This window comes from Cyanobium sp. ATX-6F1 (assembly GCF_047395825.1).
Taxonomy (GTDB): domain Bacteria; phylum Cyanobacteriota; class Cyanobacteriia; order PCC-6307; family Cyanobiaceae; genus ATX-6F1.
Genome location: NZ_JBCEBF010000002.1, coordinates 65,268 through 80,882 on the forward strand (window position 1 = coordinate 65,268; position 15,615 = coordinate 80,882).

At 68.8% G+C, this 15,615-nt stretch carries 13 protein-coding genes and 5 pseudogenes; 14 read left to right on the forward strand and 4 right to left on the reverse strand.

Translation table 11 applies throughout. From position 1 onward, the window contains the following. Nucleotides 1-23: 23 nt before the first annotated feature. Nucleotides 24-476 carry a GNAT family N-acetyltransferase gene (locus AAF143_RS10070; RefSeq protein WP_255010574.1) on the reverse strand — a complete coding sequence of 151 codons (453 nt, stop codon included), beginning with the start codon at nt 474-476 and terminating at the stop codon, nt 24-26. 271 nt (nt 477-747) lie between these two features. On the opposite strand from AAF143_RS10070, the pseudogene lysA reads away from it, so the two are divergent. From lysA to AAF143_RS10140, 14 genes and pseudogenes are all read left to right on the forward strand, one after another. Beyond that, nucleotides 748-2,137, forward strand: a pseudogene (gene lysA / locus AAF143_RS10075) (diaminopimelate decarboxylase). A 25-nt stretch (nt 2,138-2,162) separates the two neighbouring features. Continuing rightward, a pseudogene (locus AAF143_RS10080) lies at nt 2,163-3,049 on the forward strand (diadenylate cyclase). A gap of 30 nt (nt 3,050-3,079) precedes the next feature. Continuing rightward, nucleotides 3,080-3,886, forward strand: a complete 807-nt coding sequence (locus AAF143_RS10085; RefSeq protein WP_255010457.1) for an isoprenyl transferase — start codon at nt 3,080-3,082, stop codon at nt 3,884-3,886. Between the two features lie 103 nt (nt 3,887-3,989). Continuing rightward, nucleotides 3,990-4,887: pseudogene (gene bioB, locus AAF143_RS10090) on the forward strand (biotin synthase BioB). A gap of 10 nt (nt 4,888-4,897) precedes the next feature. Beyond that, nucleotides 4,898-5,835: pseudogene (locus AAF143_RS10095) on the forward strand (rhodanese-related sulfurtransferase). After that, nucleotides 5,832-6,188 (forward strand): hypothetical protein, encoded by a 357-nt coding sequence (locus AAF143_RS10100; RefSeq protein ID WP_255010461.1) that lies wholly within the window; start codon nt 5,832-5,834, stop codon nt 6,186-6,188. Before AAF143_RS10095 ends, AAF143_RS10100 begins: the two are co-directional and overlap by 4 nt. Before the next feature lie 5 nt (nt 6,189-6,193). Continuing rightward, nucleotides 6,194-6,727 (forward strand): hypothetical protein, encoded by a 534-nt coding sequence (locus AAF143_RS10105; protein WP_414026966.1) that lies wholly within the window; start codon nt 6,194-6,196, stop codon nt 6,725-6,727. Continuing rightward, a complete protein-coding gene (locus tag AAF143_RS10110; protein WP_255010575.1) occupies nt 6,727-7,113 on the forward strand; it encodes a cupin domain-containing protein in 387 nt (128 codons plus the stop codon). The genes AAF143_RS10105 and AAF143_RS10110 overlap by 1 nt, the downstream gene beginning before the upstream one ends. Before the next feature lie 8 nt (nt 7,114-7,121). Then, entirely contained in the window at nt 7,122-7,301 is a 180-nt protein-coding gene (locus tag AAF143_RS10115; RefSeq protein WP_414026967.1) for a glutathione S-transferase N-terminal domain-containing protein, read from the forward strand. After that, a complete protein-coding gene (locus tag AAF143_RS10120; protein ID WP_414026968.1) occupies nt 7,268-7,753 on the forward strand; it encodes a hypothetical protein in 486 nt (161 codons plus the stop codon). The genes AAF143_RS10115 and AAF143_RS10120 overlap by 34 nt, the downstream gene beginning before the upstream one ends. Beyond that, a complete protein-coding gene (locus tag AAF143_RS10125; protein WP_414026969.1) occupies nt 7,722-8,090 on the forward strand; it encodes a DUF952 domain-containing protein in 369 nt (122 codons plus the stop codon). The genes AAF143_RS10120 and AAF143_RS10125 overlap by 32 nt, the downstream gene beginning before the upstream one ends. Then, complete coding sequence (locus AAF143_RS10130; protein ID WP_255010467.1) at nt 8,087-8,635, forward strand: hypothetical protein; 549 nt, start codon at nt 8,087-8,089, stop codon at nt 8,633-8,635. The genes AAF143_RS10125 and AAF143_RS10130 overlap by 4 nt, the downstream gene beginning before the upstream one ends. A 221-nt stretch (nt 8,636-8,856) precedes the next feature. Further along, nucleotides 8,857-9,999, forward strand: coding sequence for a M23 family metallopeptidase (locus AAF143_RS10135; protein WP_414026970.1), 1,143 nt, complete (start codon nt 8,857-8,859; stop codon nt 9,997-9,999). A gap of 85 nt (nt 10,000-10,084) precedes the next feature. Continuing rightward, entirely contained in the window at nt 10,085-10,744 is a 660-nt protein-coding gene (locus tag AAF143_RS10140) for a GUN4 domain-containing protein (RefSeq protein WP_255010474.1), read from the forward strand. Here the strand turns inward: AAF143_RS10140 and AAF143_RS10145 are convergent. From AAF143_RS10145 to AAF143_RS10155, 3 genes and pseudogenes are all read right to left on the reverse strand, one after another. Further along, nucleotides 10,686-10,964: a hypothetical protein gene (locus tag AAF143_RS10145; RefSeq protein ID WP_255010481.1), complete on the reverse strand. Its 279-nt coding sequence runs from the start codon at nt 10,962-10,964 to the stop codon at nt 10,686-10,688. The two genes, AAF143_RS10140 and AAF143_RS10145, sit on opposite strands and share 59 nt — an antisense overlap. A 3-nt stretch (nt 10,965-10,967) precedes the next feature. Continuing rightward, nucleotides 10,968-14,175 (reverse strand): annotated as a pseudogene (locus AAF143_RS10150) (efflux RND transporter permease subunit). Next, nucleotides 14,172-15,536 carry a SulP family inorganic anion transporter gene (locus tag AAF143_RS10155; RefSeq protein ID WP_414026971.1) on the reverse strand — a complete coding sequence of 455 codons (1,365 nt, stop codon included), beginning with the start codon at nt 15,534-15,536 and terminating at the stop codon, nt 14,172-14,174. The pseudogene AAF143_RS10150 and the gene AAF143_RS10155 overlap by 4 nt, the downstream one beginning before the upstream one ends. Between the last annotated feature and the right edge of the window lie 79 nt (nt 15,537-15,615).

Here is a 15,615-nt window from a genome sequence, read left to right on the forward strand (position 1 = left end):
CCGTACCTGTCGAACCGTCGGTTTCAGACGGCCCTTGGCCCCAGCTGGCGCCATTGGATCAGAGCATCCCGGCCATCGCGGTAGTAATGGCAACGTCGGCCAGCGGTGTGAAATCCCAGCGACCCGTAAAGCCCCACGGCGGCGGCGTTGTCAGCGGCCACCTCCAAAGTGGCGCGCTCCGCCCCCAGGGCCTGGGCGCGCCCCAGCAGCACCTCAAGCACCCGCCGGCCCAGCCCGCGGCGCCGCTGGGCGGGATCCACCGCCACCAGGGTGATGTGCAGCTCATCGACGATCAGCCAGCCGCAGGCCGCCGCCACCAGGGAGTCCTGCTGCCAGAGCCCCAGGCAGGGCCGGCGCGGATCGGCCAGTTCCGTGGCCCACTGGCCCTCGCTCCAGAAGCCGCCCAGGGCGGACCGATCGAGGGCACGGCAGGCGAACAGGTGGGTCTCCCCAAGCTCGCCCGTTCGAACCTCCAGGGGCCGCCGGTCCCCGTTGGGCCTGCGGCGCTCAAGGGAGCCTCAGGCTGGGGCGGGCCGCCTGGTGTGCCATGGGATGGCCGCTGCTGTGGCCCAGGGGGGCACGGGGACGTTCACCGCTCACCATCGGGTCCGCCGGTCGTTCGTAGATTGGTTCGAATTCAGTCTTCGCTGCGGAGCCCACCCCATGACCACGGCAGTACCGGGTGAAACGACTGTCGCCAGCGAACAGGAGCATGCCGGTGAAGCCGTGACCACTCAAATCGTGACCTTGAGCGCCACCCAGGCCGGGGGCCGCCCCTATGAGGCCGGCCGAGACCTGCTCAGCCCCAACCGCAACCTCACCCCGATCACCACCCAGCTTGACGCCGAAGGTCGCCTGGAGGTGGGCGGTGTGGCCCTCTCGGTGCTGGCCCGCCGCTACGGCACACCGCTCTACGTGCTCGATGAGGCCAGCCTGCGGGCCACCTGCCGCGCCTACCGCGAAGCCCTGCTCGAGCATTACCCCGGCCCGTCGCTGGCCCTCTACGCCTCCAAGGCCAACAGCAGCCTGGCGATCAGCGCCCTGGTGGCCTCCGAGGGACTGGGGCTCGATGCCGTCTCCGCCGGCGAGCTGCTCACGGCCCTGGAGGGGGCATGCCCGCCGAGCGCATCGTCTTTCATGGCAACAACAAATCGGAAGCGGAGCTGGCCCTGGCGCTGGTTCACGGTGTCACCGTGGTACTCGACAACTGGCGCGACATCGAACTTCTCACTGGGTTGGCCCCCGCCTTCGGTGCAAGCCCCGAAGAGCCGGTGCCGCTGTTGCTGCGCTTCACCCCCGGCATCGAGTGCCACACCCACGAGTACATCCGCACCGGCCACCTCGACAGCAAGTTCGGCTTCGATCCCGACCAGCTGGAGCCGGTGCTGCGTCACCTGGCGGGTTGTTCCTGGGCTCGCCTGCGGGGGCTTCACGCCCACATCGGCTCCCAGATCTTCGAGCTTCAGCCCCACCAGGACCTGGCCGGGGTGATGGCCGATGCCCTCGCCCTGGCCCGCTCCCTCGGCCACCCCTGCACGGACCTGAACGTGGGCGGCGGCCTGGGCATCCGCTACGTGAGCTCCGATGACCCCCGTCGATCCAAGAGTGGGTGCGCACCGTGGCCGAAGCGGTGGCGGCGGCCTGCCGCGAACGCCAGCTGGAGTTGCCCCGGCTGCTGTGCGAACCGGGACGCTCCCTGGTGGCCACGGCGGGCGTCACCCTCTACGAGCTGGGCAGCCGCAAGGAGATCGCGGGCCTGCGTACCTACCTGTCGGTGGATGGGGGCATGAGCGACAACCCGCGTCCGATCACCTACCAGTCGGCCTACACCGCCGTGTTGGCCGACCGGCCCCAGGCCGAGGCCAGCGAAACCGTGACCCTGGCGGGCAAGCACTGCGAATCGGGCGACGTGCTCCTCAAGGATCTGGCCCTGCCACCCGCGGCTCCGGGCGATGTGCTGGTGGTCTTCGCCACCGGCGCCTACAACGCCTCGATGGCCTCCAACTACAACCGCATCCCCCGACCGGCGACGGTGCTGGTGGGGGGCGGTCTGGCGGAGCTGGTCCAGCGCCGTGAACAGCCAGAGGAACTGCTGCGCTACGACCTCCTGCCCGAACGGTTCTCGCCGGTAACCTGAGCCCACGCAGGAGGGGGCCGCAAACGTGATCTGGCAGCACCTCTGGGACGCGCGCCTGCTGCTGCTGGATCTTCTGTTCGCCTCCGCCCTGGGGATTCTGTTGCTGTCGCGGGTCAACGAACCCCGCACCCTCTGGCTGCTGCGCGGCTATCTCTTTCTGGTGGCCCTGGCCTGGTTCGTGCAGCGCTACGCCAACCTCCCGCTCACCAGCAAGCTGGTGGATGCGGTGGTGCTGGCCTGCAGCCTGGCCCTGGCAATCCTCTGGCAGGGGGAGCTGCGTCGGCTCATGGAGTTGCTGGGCACCGGTCGGCTCGATGTGCTGTTCGGCAGCAACAGCGCCCAATCCATGGGCGCCGGCACCGCCGCCCTGCTGGCCGATGCGGCGGGCCGACTCTCGAAAGCGCGCCGGGGTGCCCTGATCGTGCTCGATCTCGGCAGCGACCTTCGCCCGGAAGACTTCCTCAATCCCGGCATCAGCCTCGATGCCCAGCTGTCGGTGGATCTGCTGCTCAACCTCTTCGCCGGTGACACCCCCTGCACGACGGGGCGGTGCTGCTGAAGGACAACCGCATCGAATCGGCCGGCGTGATCCTGCCGCTCTCGCGCCAGGGTGAGAACCGCTACGGCACCCGCCACCTGGCGGCCCTGGGGCTCACCGAGCGCTTTGACCGCTGCCTCTGCGTGGTGGTCTCCGAGGAGACAGGCACCCTTTCGCTGGCCAGTCAGGGGCGGCTGGAGCGGCCGATCACCAGCAGCCGGCTTCAGGAGCTGCTCAGCGCCGCCCTGGCCGCCGCCACCAGCGCCAAAGGCCCGGCCAAGGCGGCCACCAAACCCCCCCAAAGGCGAGACCAAGGCCCCCGCCAAAACAGTGAGTCCCCCGGCACCGCTGGCGGCCCTTCCCGGGGGTCGTAGCCTGACGCCGGAGAAGCCGGAACCCCGCGAATGAGTCGCTCCCTGGCGACCACCGAACCGTTTTCGGCCAAAGGAGCGACGACCGAGCTCCCGGCCCAGCTGGTGCTGCCCAGCGTTCTGGATCCAACGCGGCTGCCCGCCCACGTGGCCGTGATCATGGATGGCAACGGCCGCTGGGCCCGCCAACGGGGGCTGCCGCGGGTGCTGGGCCACCGGGAAGGGGTGCAGGCGCTCAAGCGCACCCTGCGGCTCTGCAGCGACTGGGGCATCGGGGCGCTCACCGCCTATGCCTTCTCCACCGAAAACTGGAACCGGCCCGGAGAGGAGGTGAGCTTCCTGATGACGCTGTTCGAGCGGGTGCTGGCTCGGGAAATCGAGGCGCTCGAGCAGGAGCAGGTGCGCATCCGCTTTCTTGGGGATCTGCACCAGCTGCCCACGGGCTTGCAGGAGCTGATCGCCGACGCCACCGCCCGCACCGCGGCGAACACCGGCATTCACTTCAATGTCTGCACCAACTACGGCGGCCGCCGCGAGCTGGTGCAGGCCGCCCGCCGGCTGGCGGAGCAGGTGGCCCGGGGCGAACTCGATCCCGCCGCCATTGATGAAGAAACCTTCGCCGCCGGGCTGCACACCGCCGGCGAGGCCGACCCCGATCTGCTGATCCGCACCAGCGGCGAATTCCGCATCAGCAACTTCCTGCTCTGGCAACTGGCCTACGCCGAGCTCCACGTCACCGACGTGCTCTGGCCCGATTTCGGCCAGGACGCCCTGGTGGCCGCCCTGCTGGACTACCAGGGCCGCCAGCGCCGTTTCGGCGGCGTCGACCCCTGCCCCTAGAGCGCCAGCCTTGATCGCCACTTCCATCGCCAGCCCCGCCGCGGTCAGCCTGCGCCACGACTGGAGCGTCGCCGAGATCCTGGCGCTGCTGCAACGGCCGCTGATGGATCTGCTGTTCGAGGCCCAGCAGGTGCACCGGGCCGCCAACCCTGGCTACCACGTGCAGCTGGCCTCCCTGCTGAGCGTCAAGACCGGCGGCTGCGAAGAAGACTGCTCCTACTGCCCCCAGTCGATGCACCACAGCGCCGACGTGGGCGCACGGCCCACATTGGCGGTGGAACCCGTGCTGGAACGGGCCCAGGCGGCCAAAGATGCCGGCGCCCACCGCTTCTGCATGGGCTGGGCCTGGCGCGACATCCGCGATGGCGCCCCCTTCGAGGCGATGCTGGCGATGGTGCGGGGGTGCGGGAGCTGGGGCTGGAGGCCTGCGTCACCGCCGGCATGCTCACCGACACCCAGGCGGCGCGGTTGGCCGAAGCCGGTCTCACCGCTTACAACCACAACCTCGACACCAGCCCCGAGCACTACGGGCAGATCATCAGCACGCGCAGCTACCAGGAGCGGCTCGAAACCCTGGGCCGCGTGCGCGCCGCCGGCATTGACCTCTGCTGCGGCGGCATCATCGGCCTGGGGGAATCGGTGCGGGACCGCGCCGGCCTGCTGCAGGTGCTCTCAAATCTGGATCCCCACCCCGAGAGCGTGCCGATCAACGGCCTGGTGGCGGTGGAGGGCACCCCCTGGAGGATCAGGCCTCCTTTGATCCCCTCGATCTGGTGCGCATGGTCGCCACCGCCCGGATCCTGATGCCCTTCAGCCGCGTGCGACTCAGCGCCGGGCGCGAGCAGATGAACCGGGAGGCCCAGCTGCTGTGCCTGTTGGCGGGGGCCGATTCGATCTTCTACGGCGACACCCTGCTCACCACCAGCAACCCCGCCGTGGAAGCCGATCGGGAACTGCTGGCCGCTGCGGGGGTGAAGACCCTGGAGGTGCCCCCTGGCTGAGGCCGCTCCCCTGTTGAGCGCAGCGCCAGCGGCCCAGCAGGTGACGGCCTTCTACCGCTTCGGTGCCCTGAACGCTGGAGTCCTGTCGGCCCTGCGCGAGCAGCTGCAGCAGCTGGGCCGCGCCAAAGGCGTGCTCGGCACGGTGCTGTTGGCCCCAGAGGGGGTGAACGGCACGATCAGCGGTGAGCCGGAGGCGGTGGAGGCCCTGCTGAGAGCACTCCGATCGGGCACCGGCCTGGCGGAGCTGGAGCTGAAGACCAGCTGGAGCACCGTGGCCAGCTTCCAGCGGCTCAAGGTGCGCCTGAAGCGCGAGATCGTGACCCTCGGCATCGAGGGGCTCGACCCAGCCCAGGGCGCGGGCACCAACGTGCCGCCGGAAGCCTGGAATGAGCTGATCGACGATCCCACCACCTTGGTGATCGACACCCGCAACGCCTATGAGGTGGCGATCGGCAGTTTCGACGGGGCGATCGATCCCGGCACCGAAAGCTTCCGCGACTTTCCCGCCTGGGTGGAGCAGGAGCTACGCCCCCTGGTGGCCGAGCGCCAGCCCGAGCGCCTGGCGCTCTTCTGCACCGGCGGCATCCGCTGCGAGAAGGCCACCACCTACCTGCGCCAGCAGGGTTTTGAGGGGTGCACCAGCTGCAGGGCGGCATCCTGCGCTACCTGCAAGACACCCCCGAAGCCCGCAGCCGCTGGCACGGCGAGTGCTACGTGTTCGATCGGCGTGTGGCCCTCAACCACCGTCTCCAGCCCGGCACCCACAGCCAATGCCATGCCTGCGGGCTGCCCCTGGGCCCGGAGGATCGCGCCCTGGAGAGCTACGTGGTGGGGGTGAGCTGCCGCCATTGCCTCAGCCGCTTCAGCCACAGCGATCGCCAGCGGTTTGCCGAGCGCCAGCGACAGCTGGAGAGGAAGAGGCAGCGCAGCGCCCGGGTGGAGCCATGAGCACGACGGCCCTGATCCTGCTGCTGCTGGGCCTGGGCCAGACCGTGGCCGTGCCGGGCACGACCGCCACCGTCAGGTTGGAGTCGGTGCAGGATCACCGCTGCCCCAAGGGTGTGCAATGCGTCTGGGCGGGCTACGTGGCGGCGACGCTGGGGGTGCGCGAGGCCCCGGGCCAACCGCTCCGGCAGGTGGTGCTGAGCCAGCCTCCGCTTCAAACCCCAGCGATGACAAGCCGGCTGGTGCTCCAGGGCCAGGCCCTGACCCTGGAGCGCGTCGAGCCCCAGCGCAGCTTCCAGCCCAAGGGCCCCGCCATGCCCGTGCGCGTGAGCCTTGGCGTCAGCCCCGCGAACTGATCGCCATGGCCGAGCCCTCCCTGCAGCACTGGCACCCCGAGAGCAGCTTGGAGTTGCCCTCCACTGCGGCGGAGATTGAGGCATTGGTGGTGGCCTTCGAAGCCGGCACCCTGCCCCGGGCCCGCTGGACCCACGAAGCCCACCTGGTGGTGGCCCTCAAGACCCTGGAGCAGCGCCCGTTCAACGCTGCTCTCGAACACCTGCGCACCCGCATCCGCGCCTACAACGAAGCCACCGGCACCGCCAACAGCGATCACTCCGGCTACCACGAAACGCTCACGGTCCATTTCCTGCGCGGGGTGGGTGGCCACATCGCCCGCCACCCCGGCTGGCCCCTGGCCGATTCCCTGGCCGCCCTGCTCGCTTCCCCCTGGCGAAGCGCGACTGGCCCCTGGCCGCCTACAGCCGCGGGCGCCTGGAATCGATCGAGGCGCGCCGTAGCTGGCTGGAGCCCGACCTGGGGCCCAGGGCCCTCTGGGCCGCTGCGGCGCCGCCACGCCCCCGGGGCAGCCACTACCCCGCCCCATTCGCTGCCCTGATGACGGGCCGGGAGAAACGGGTGCTGGGGGAGAGCTTTGGGCTGCGGAATTTCGGCGTCAACCAGACGCGGCTGGCGCCGGGTGCCCGCACCGCCCTGCGCCATGCCCACAGCCAGCAGGACGAATTCGTCTACGTGCTGGAGGGCCACCCCACCTTGATCACCAATCACGGCGAGCGGGAACTTGCCCCGGGGCTGGCGGCGGGCTTTGCCGCCGGCGATGGCAACGCCCACCATCTGGTCAACCGTACGGCGGTGGATGTGGTGCTGCTGGAGATCGGCGACCGCAGCCCCGGCGACGGCGCCAGCTACCCCGACGACGATCTGACGGCAGAGCTGGTGGAGGGAGCTTGGCGGTTCAGCCACAAGGACGGGCGCCCCTGGTGAGCCCATGCTTGCCGATCCTCTACAGCTTTCGGCGCTGCCCCTACGCCATCCGAGCTCGGCTGGCGATCGAAGCCGCTGGGTTGCTGGTGGAGTTGCGGGAGCTGGAGCTGAAGGCCAAGCCCGCCGAGATGCTCGCGGCCTCCCCAAGGGCACCGTGCCGGTGCTGGTGCTCCCCACTGGCGAGGTGATCGAGGAGAGCCTGGCGGTGATGGCCTGGGCCCTGGGCCAGCACGATCCCGGCGACTGGCGCCGCGCCGGCGACGGCCCGGCCGCCGCAAACGAACGGGCACAGATCGCCGCCCTGATCGATGCCAACGATGGAACGTTCAAGGTCCATCTGGATCGCTACAAGTACGCCCATCGCTTCGCCGGCGCCGATCCCCTGGCCCACCGCCAGGCCACCCTGGACATCCTGCGCGATTGGAACGCCCGGCTGGAGTTGGGGGGCTGGCTTCTGGGGGGCGCCCCTCCCTGGCCGACATCGCCCTGCTGCCCTTCGTGCGCCAGTTCCGCCAGGCCGATGCCGGCTGGTTCGATCGCCTCCCCGATCTGGCCCCCTTCACACCTGGCTGGGACGCTTTCTGGCCAGCCCCGAGCTGGCGGTGGTGATGGAGCGGGAGCCGCCCTGGGCTCCAGGTGAGTCGCCGCGGCTGTTCCCCAAGGGGCGCTTGATCCATCACCTGGCCCTGGCCGAGGAGTGGCGAGCCGCCGAACGCGCCGGCGTCTACGAACGCTCCACCCGCGGCCTCTCGCTGGAGCAGGTGGGGTTCATCCACGCCAGCTTCGAGCACCAGCTGGCGGCCACCCACGCCCGCTTCTATGTCGATGCCCCCGAGCTGCTGCAACTGGTGATCGACCCGGCCCGCCTGGCGGTGCCCCTGGCCCTGGAGGCGGCCCCAGGCGGCGTCGAGCTGTTTCCCCACATCCACGGCCCTCTGCCGATCGACGCGGTGGTGGCCGTGGAGTCCTACCCATGATCGAGGCCGCTGTCGTTGGAGCTCCGCTCACCCTGGAGTCGATCGAGGCCATGGCCGCCGCCCGGGGGCTGCTGCTGCGAATGCGCCCCACGGGGCCCGCGGCCCTGCGGGGTCTGCGGGTGGTGGTGGCCAGGCCCAGGCCCGCTCAGGCACCCCTGTTGCTGGGGGAGCTGAAGGGCTGGGCCCTGCCCACCGCCCGCGGGCTGCACCTGGACACGATGCGGGTGCAGGGCCACGACACCGCCGGGGTGGGACCACTGATCTGGGCCGCCACCTTCGCCTGGGCCCTGGAGGCCAGCCCCTGCCGCCGCGCCCGTCTGCTGGCGATCCGCGACGACGCACGCCAGCACCTGCGCCTGGTGCGTTACTTCCGGGGGCTGGGCTTTGCGCCCCTGCGGGAGCTGGGGGCGGGGGTGCTGGACCTGGGGCCACGGCTGATCTGGGGCGGCTCGGGGCTGCTGATGGAGGGCGACTGCCGCGATGGCCTGGGGCGCTGCGGGCGGCGCCTGGCGGCCCAGGAGCGATCCGAGGCCACAGCCATCTAGGGGCGACGATCCAGGCCTGCCTGAACCTGCCGTTCAGCGGCCTTCCCTAGGTTGGTTCCTGCCTGCTGCTGTCGCCATGGCACGTCCGTCGGCGCGCCCCTGACCCTCGCGGCCCTCGGGGGGTTGCTCGCGCTGGGGCCTGCCCCGATCTGGGCTCAGCCGATGCCCCCCCGATTGCCATCCCGCTGCCGACCATCATCAGACCCACCAGTCGGGGCGCGGTGGCTGAAGCAACCCAGGCTCCCCCTGTGGACCCCCGTGGTCGCTCGCGCCCTCACCCCCTGGCCCCGGCGGTGCCAGGGGTGGATGGGCAACGGCATCTGGTCTACGAACTCGAGCTGCTCAATGCCACGCGCAGCCCCGCCCGCCTGGAGTCCCTCGAGGTGCGCGATGGGACGCGCCCCGAGCGCGTGCTGGCCAGCTTCACGGGGCCTGAGCTGCTCCCGCGCCTGCGCACTCTGGGCAACAGCGCCGCCGCCGATCCCGTGATCCCCTTCGACCAGGCCCGGCTGGTGCTGATCAATCTCAGCCTTCCACCCGGCGGTCCCTTGCCCGCCCGGCTCCTACACCGGCTGAAGGTCAGTGGTTCCACCGGCCCGGCTCCGGGGAAGGCGGGCCCCGTCAGCTACGACGCCGCGCCGATCGCCATCGAACCCCAACTGTTCGTGCTCGGACCACCCCTGGGCGGAAAGGGCTGGGTGGCGATCAACGGCTGCTGCCGCTCCGATGTGGGCCACCGCAGCACGGGATTGCCGATCGATGGCCGGCTCGCCTTCGCCCAGCGCTTCGCCATCGACTGGATGCGTCTCGATGGCCAGGGGCGCCTCGCCAACGGCGACCTCAGCAAGGTGGGCAGCTACCCCTCCTTCGGCGCCGAGGTGATCGCCGTGGCCGATGGCACCGTCGTCGATGTCCGCAACGACCTGCCGGAGCAGGTGCCCCCCAACCTGCCGGCCCCCAGCGCGGTGTCCTTGGCCACGGTGCTCGGCAACCACGTGATCCTGCAGGTGGGCCCTGAGGCCTACGCCGTCTACGCCCACCTGCAGCCCGGATCGGTGCGGGTGCGCGCCGGCGAGCGGGTCAGGCGCGGCCAGCCCCTGGGCCTGTTGGGCAACAGCGGCAATTCCTCGGCGCCCCACCTGCATTTCCACCTGATGCGTGGGCCCAGCCTGGGCTCCGATGGCCTGCCCTACGTGATCGACCAGTTCCAGCTGGCGGGTCAGATCCCAGAAGCACAGGCCGACGCCTTCTATGGCTTCAAAGGGGCCTGGAACCAGACGCTGTTGCCCACCCCAGCGCCCCGCGCCAATCAGTTCCCCCTGTTCTTCTCGGTGCTGGATTTCCCCACCACCCCCGCGCCATGAGCCCTGATTCCCGCTGGTGGTCCACGGCCTCCCTGAGCACGCAGGATGGAGTGCGCACCATGGGCAGCACGAGCCCTCTTCACCCATGACCGACCCTGGCGAGCAGCGGGTCGCCGCACTGGAGGCCGCCCTGGCGGCTCTCAGCCGGCGGCTGGAGACCACCGAGGCCCAGTTGCGGGAACACGAGGCCTGTCTGAGCGTTGTCTCCGACGTGGTGCGCTTCGCCAAGCTGAGGGAACTGCTGGCCCAGGGCCGCTTCAACGCTGCCGACCGGGAAACGACGCGGGTTCTCTACGACTACCTCGGCAGCACGGTGGACGAGATCACGCCCGAGGCGATCGAAGCCTGCCCCGGCACACCCCTGCAGATCATCGACCGGCTCTGGCGCGACGCCAGCGGCAGCCACTACGGCTTCAGCGCCCAGCTGCGGATCTACCGCTCCCTGGGGGGCAGCCTCGAGACGCTGATCGCCCAGGATGGGGCACGCTTTCGGGCCTTCTGCGGGCGGGTGGGCTGGGACCCGAACGGCCTGCTTGCCGATCCCGATGACGCAGCGGAGGCCGAGGCTGAATCCCCGGCAGCGCCGGAGGCCGATGCCACTGATCTGCCCGAGGGTGCCCTGCCGCGGCGCTGGTGGAGCACCCCCTACGGCATGAAGATCGGCAACATCTTCATGGCACGGCTGATCACCGCCGGCTTCGACGACGCGACGACGCCCGTTGCCGCGCCCGCGCCGTCTGGCTGACCACCGCGAAGCCGGCGCCGAAGACCGCCCCCAGGCCGGCGCCGATCAGAGGGAACCAGTGGTACAAATCCTGGTAGAAGGCGCTCTCAAAACGTGGCTGGCCCAGATCGGGCTGGCCCAGGTAGCGCAGGGTGAAACCGAACAGGGCTCCGAGGACTGCCGTCATCAGCGCCGCGAACACCACCAGCCTCCCGTTGATGGTGCCGTTACCGCTGGCCATGGCTCACCCTTTCTCCGGTGTGGGGGGCGTGCGCAACAGATACTGCCGCTCGAGGCCCTTGATCACCACAAACAGCACCGGCGCCACCCCCAGGCTGAGCACGGTGGCCACCAGATAACCGCCGAAGCTCACCGTGCCGATCGACCAGCGGCTGATCGAGCCGGCGCCGGAGGCGGTCATCAGCGGGATGTAGCCCACCAGACCTGAGGCCGCGGTCATCACGATCGGTTGGAAACGGGCCTTGGCGGCGGCGATGCCGGCTTCGCTCAGGCTCATGCCCAGCCGCAGGTATTCGTTGGCCTGCTCGACGATCAAGATGGCGTTCTTGCTGGCCATGCCGATCAGCATCAACAGACCCACCTGGGCAAAGATGTCGTTGCTGATCACCGGCCAGCTGCTGCCGGCCTGCAACCAATTGGCGCGGCACCAGATCGCCACCATCGCCCCCAGCGTAGCCAGCGGCACCGTGAGCAGGATGATCGTGGGATCCACGTAGCTCCCGTACTGGGCGGCCATCACCAGGAACACCAACACGAAGGCCAGCGCGAAGATCGCACCGGTGGCGCCGCCGGCCGAGCGTTCCTCCAGCGACAGGCCACTCCACTCGTAGCCAAAACCTGGATCCAGCACCTTGGCGGCCACCTCCTCCATGGCCGCCAACGCCTGGCCGGAGCTGTAGCCAGGGGCTGGACCTCCCTGGATCTTGATCGCCTCGTAGACGTTGTAGCGGGTGATCGTGGGTGGGGCCGAGAAGCGTTCCGTCACCACCACGTCCTTGAGCTGCACAAGGCCACCCTTTCGGGAGCGCACAAAGAACGAGGAGATGGCATCAGGCTGGTCGCGGAAGGTGCCGTCGGCCTGCACATACACCCGGTACTGGTTCTGCTCGAACACGAAGTCATTCACGTAGCGGCCACCGAGATAGGCCTGGAGCGTGCCGAACACCTCGTTGATGTCCACATCGAGTGATTTGAGCAGATCCCGATTCACCCGGATCGAAATCTGCTCCACGCCCGGCGTGAAGGTGGTGGTGACCCCCTGGAGCTCGGGCCGCTCCCGAGCAGCGGCAATCATCGTGTTGAGGTTCTTGAGCAGGGCCTCGGTCGGTAGTCCAGCGCGGTTCTGCAGCTGGAAATCAAAGCCACCGGTGGCCCCCACCCCGTCGACGGGAGGCACATTGGCAGCAAACGCCCTTGAACCGGTGATCTCCTTCTTGAGCCGCTGATTGAGGCGCTCAAGCAGGCTGAACACGGATTGATCCTGCGCTGGACGTTGATCCCAGGCCTTGAGCCTGATAAAGAACAGGTATTTGTTGTAGCTGTTGCCTTCCAGTCCGAAACCGGCGGCACCCAGATAGCTCTCAATGTCGGTGAACTCCGCGAGGATCCCATTCACCTGCTCCACCTGCTTCTGGGTGTAGCTGAGGGAGGCGGAAGGCGGAGACTCGCCCAGGAGGATCATCAACCCCTGGTCCTCCTCCGGTATGAAGCCGGTGGGCACGATCTTGAGCATCAGCACCGTGGCCACCAGCCCCACCACGAACACCGTCACGACGACATGGCGGAAGCGCACCAGCGTGCCGATGGTGCGTCCATACCAGGCGAACAGGGCTGCAAACGCGCGATTGAACGGCCGGAAGATCCAGCCCAGGCCGCCGTTGATCAGCTTGTCGATCGCACCGGGTGGCGTCCCTTCAGGCCGCAGGAACAAGGCCGCGATCGTGGGCGAGAACGTGAGGGCGTTGAAGGTGGAGAACACGATCGCCGCCGAAAGGGTGATCGCGAACTGGCGATAGACGATCCCTGTGGTGCCCGGGAAGAAGCAGACCGGAATGAACACGGCCAGCTGCACCAGCGCCGCCGTGATCGAGGGCGTGGCCAGTTCGTTCATGGCATCGAGCGCCGCCTGCATCGGCCGCATCCCCTGGCCGAGCTTGTCCTTGATCGACTGCACGATCACCACCGCATCATCGGTGACCGTACCGATCGCCAGGATGATGCCGAACATCGTGAGTTGGTTGATGCTGAAGCCGAAGCCCAGCAACACACCCATGGCGCCGATCATCGCCACCGGCATCGCCAACGCCGGCACGATCGTCGAGCGCCAGTCCTGGAGGAAGAGCAGGATCGTGAGCACCGCCATCACGATCGCCTGGAACAGATTGGAGGTCACATCCTTCAGGGATGTGGTCACAAACAGGGTGGAGTCGTAGGGGATCTCGTAGCGCAGGCCCTGGGGAAATCGGCGGACAGACGCTCCACCAGGGCCTTGACCCGATTCCCGGTGTCCAGGGCGTTGGCGCCTGGAAGCTGATAAAGCGCCAGACCGGCGGAAGGCCGGCCACCCAGGGTGGTGCTCAGGTCGTAGTTCTCGGCACCCAGCTCAACGCGACCGAGATCCCGAAGTTTGGCGGTCTCCCCGTTCGGGCCGACACTCACGACCAGATTTTCCGCATCGGCCACGCTCGTGAACCGGCTTTCAGCCTTGAGCGGAATGGCGAATTGCTGCTTGGGGTCGATCGGCTCCTGGCCGATTCTGCCGGCGCCCGACTGGATGTTCTGCTCCTTCAGCGCCCGCTCCACATCGAGGGGGTGAGGTTCTGGGCCGCCATCTTGATCGGATCAAGCCAGATCCGAAGGGCGAGCTTGCGCTCTCCGATCAGCTTGGCCTGGCCGATCCCCGGGATGCGCTTGATCTCGTTGAGAAGCGTGCGATCGATGTAGTTGCTGATGAAGAACGTGTCGTAAAGCGGCTGTCCCTGGGCGTCCTTGTCGGCATAGAAGCCATAGGCCAGCAGCAGGCTGGGGGAGGCGGCCTCCACGGTCACCCCCGTCTGCTTGACGACATCCGGCAAGCCAGGGGTGGCCTGGTTCACCCGGTTCTGCACATTCACCTGGGCGATGTTTCGATCGATCGCCACCGGAAACGACACCACGATGTTGGCGATGCCATCGGAAGAGGTGTTCGAGGACATGTACTTCATCGCCTCGACGCCGTTGATCTCCTCCTCCAGTGGATTCGTCACCGTGTCCACGGTGGTGCGGGCATCGGCGCCGATGTTCGAGGCCGTGACCTGAATCTGAGTGGGCGCCAGCTGGGGCAGCTTCTCCAGCGGCAACATCGGCAGGGCGATCGCACCCAGGATCACGATCACCAGGGAGCAGACCGTGGTCAGGACGGGGTTGCGAATGAAGCGATCGGAGAGGCTCATTTGGCAATCAGCTCGGGGAACCGGGCCCGGAAGGCGGCGACGGCTGTCGGGAGGGTGGGGAAGCAGCGGTCCGCGCCGATCTTCTCGGCCACCCCCGCTCGGCCGAGCTGCTGGAGCAGATCCTGCTTGGCCCGGGCCAGGGCGAAGACGATGCCCGCATCGGCCAGTTGCTCCCGCAGCTCCTGCAACATGTCCGCGGCGGTGATGTCGATCTCCACGATCGCTTCGGCGTTGAGGACGAACCAGCGCACCGGCACCGGCTCGGCGGCGATCGCCGCCAGGGCACGGCGACGGAAGTCCTCGGCGTTCGCGAAACAGAGCGGCGCGTCGTAGCGGTAGAGCACCAATCCGGGGATGGTGGTGGCCCCTTCCCAATCGGACACGTCATGGAGCCCCTCCATCTGGGGCACCGCGCCGAGAACCGCATCGTTGGGGCGCACCAGGCGGGCGAACAGTTCGATCACCGACAGGGCGACCGCCAGGCCGACGCCCACCAGGATGTCGGTGAGCAGAACCCCGGCCAGGGTGACCAGCGCCAGGTGGAACTCGCTCTTCCTGAACCGCCGCATCCGCTGGAATTCGGGAAGGTCGATCAGGCGCAGGGCCGCATAGATCACGATCGCGCCGAGGGCCGCCTTGGGGAACAGGGCCAGCACCGGTCGCAGGAACAGCAGCACCAGCAGCACCACCGCGAAGGCCACCAGCGAGAACAACTGGGAGCGGCTGCCGAGGGAATCACCGATGGCGGTGCGGCTGCCGCTGCTGCTGACCGGGAAGCCCTGCATCAGTCCATTGCCCACGTTCACCACCCCGAGCGCCAGCAGCTCCTGGTTGGCGTCGATGCGGTAGCCACCACGGGCCGCGAAAGCCCGGGCGGTGAGCACGTTGTCGGAGTAGCCCACCAGCGCGATGCCCAGGGCGGTCGCCCCCAGGTACTTCAGCTGCAGCGAGGAAGCGGCGGCCGGCAGAGCGAAGCTCGGCAACCCGGCGGGGATCGCTCCGATCACGGCGACGCCCCGCTGATCGAGATGCAGGACCGACACCACCGCCACCGCCAACAGCACCGCCAGCAGCGGTCCGGGGGCCGTGGGGAAGCGGCGCTGGACCAGCAGCAGAAACGCCAGCACCGCGAAGGCCAGGGCCAGGGTGGGCAGATGGATCTCACCGGCCCGACCGGCCAGTTCCCGCAGCTGACCGAGCAGCGACTCGGCCGCCAGGCTGACGCCGCTGATCTTGCCGATCTGACCGGTGATCATGATCACCGCCACCCCGGCCATGTAGCCCACCAGAATCGGCTTGGAGAGCAGATCGGCGAGAAACCCGAGCCGGGTCCAGGCTCCCACCAGGCAGATCAGGCCCACGGCCAGGGCCAGCAGGCTGGCGAGGCTGGCATAGGCCAGTGGATCCCCCGGCGATCGGCGCGATCGCCGCCGCCGTCAT

Excerpts from the sequence above, each read along its gene's own strand:
- AAF143_RS10110 (WP_255010575.1), top strand. The coding sequence starts at position 6,727 with ATGACGGGCCGGGAGAAACGGGTGCTGGGGGAGAGCTTTGGGCTGCGG.
- AAF143_RS10085 (WP_255010457.1), top strand. The coding sequence starts at position 3,080 with ATGAGTCGCTCCCTGGCGACCACCGAACCGTTTTCGGCCAAAGGAGCG.
- AAF143_RS10105 (WP_414026966.1), top strand. The coding sequence starts at position 6,194 with ATGGCCGAGCCCTCCCTGCAGCACTGGCACCCCGAGAGCAGCTTGGAG.
- AAF143_RS10145 (WP_255010481.1), bottom strand. The coding sequence starts at position 10,964 with ATGGCCAGCGGTAACGGCACCATCAACGGGAGGCTGGTGGTGTTCGCG.
- AAF143_RS10130 (WP_255010467.1), top strand. The coding sequence starts at position 8,087 with ATGATCGAGGCCGCTGTCGTTGGAGCTCCGCTCACCCTGGAGTCGATC.
- AAF143_RS10125 (WP_414026969.1), top strand. The coding sequence starts at position 7,722 with ATGGAGCGGGAGCCGCCCTGGGCTCCAGGTGAGTCGCCGCGGCTGTTC.
- AAF143_RS10100 (WP_255010461.1), top strand. The coding sequence starts at position 5,832 with ATGAGCACGACGGCCCTGATCCTGCTGCTGCTGGGCCTGGGCCAGACC.
- AAF143_RS10140 (WP_255010474.1), top strand. The coding sequence starts at position 10,085 with ATGACCGACCCTGGCGAGCAGCGGGTCGCCGCACTGGAGGCCGCCCTG.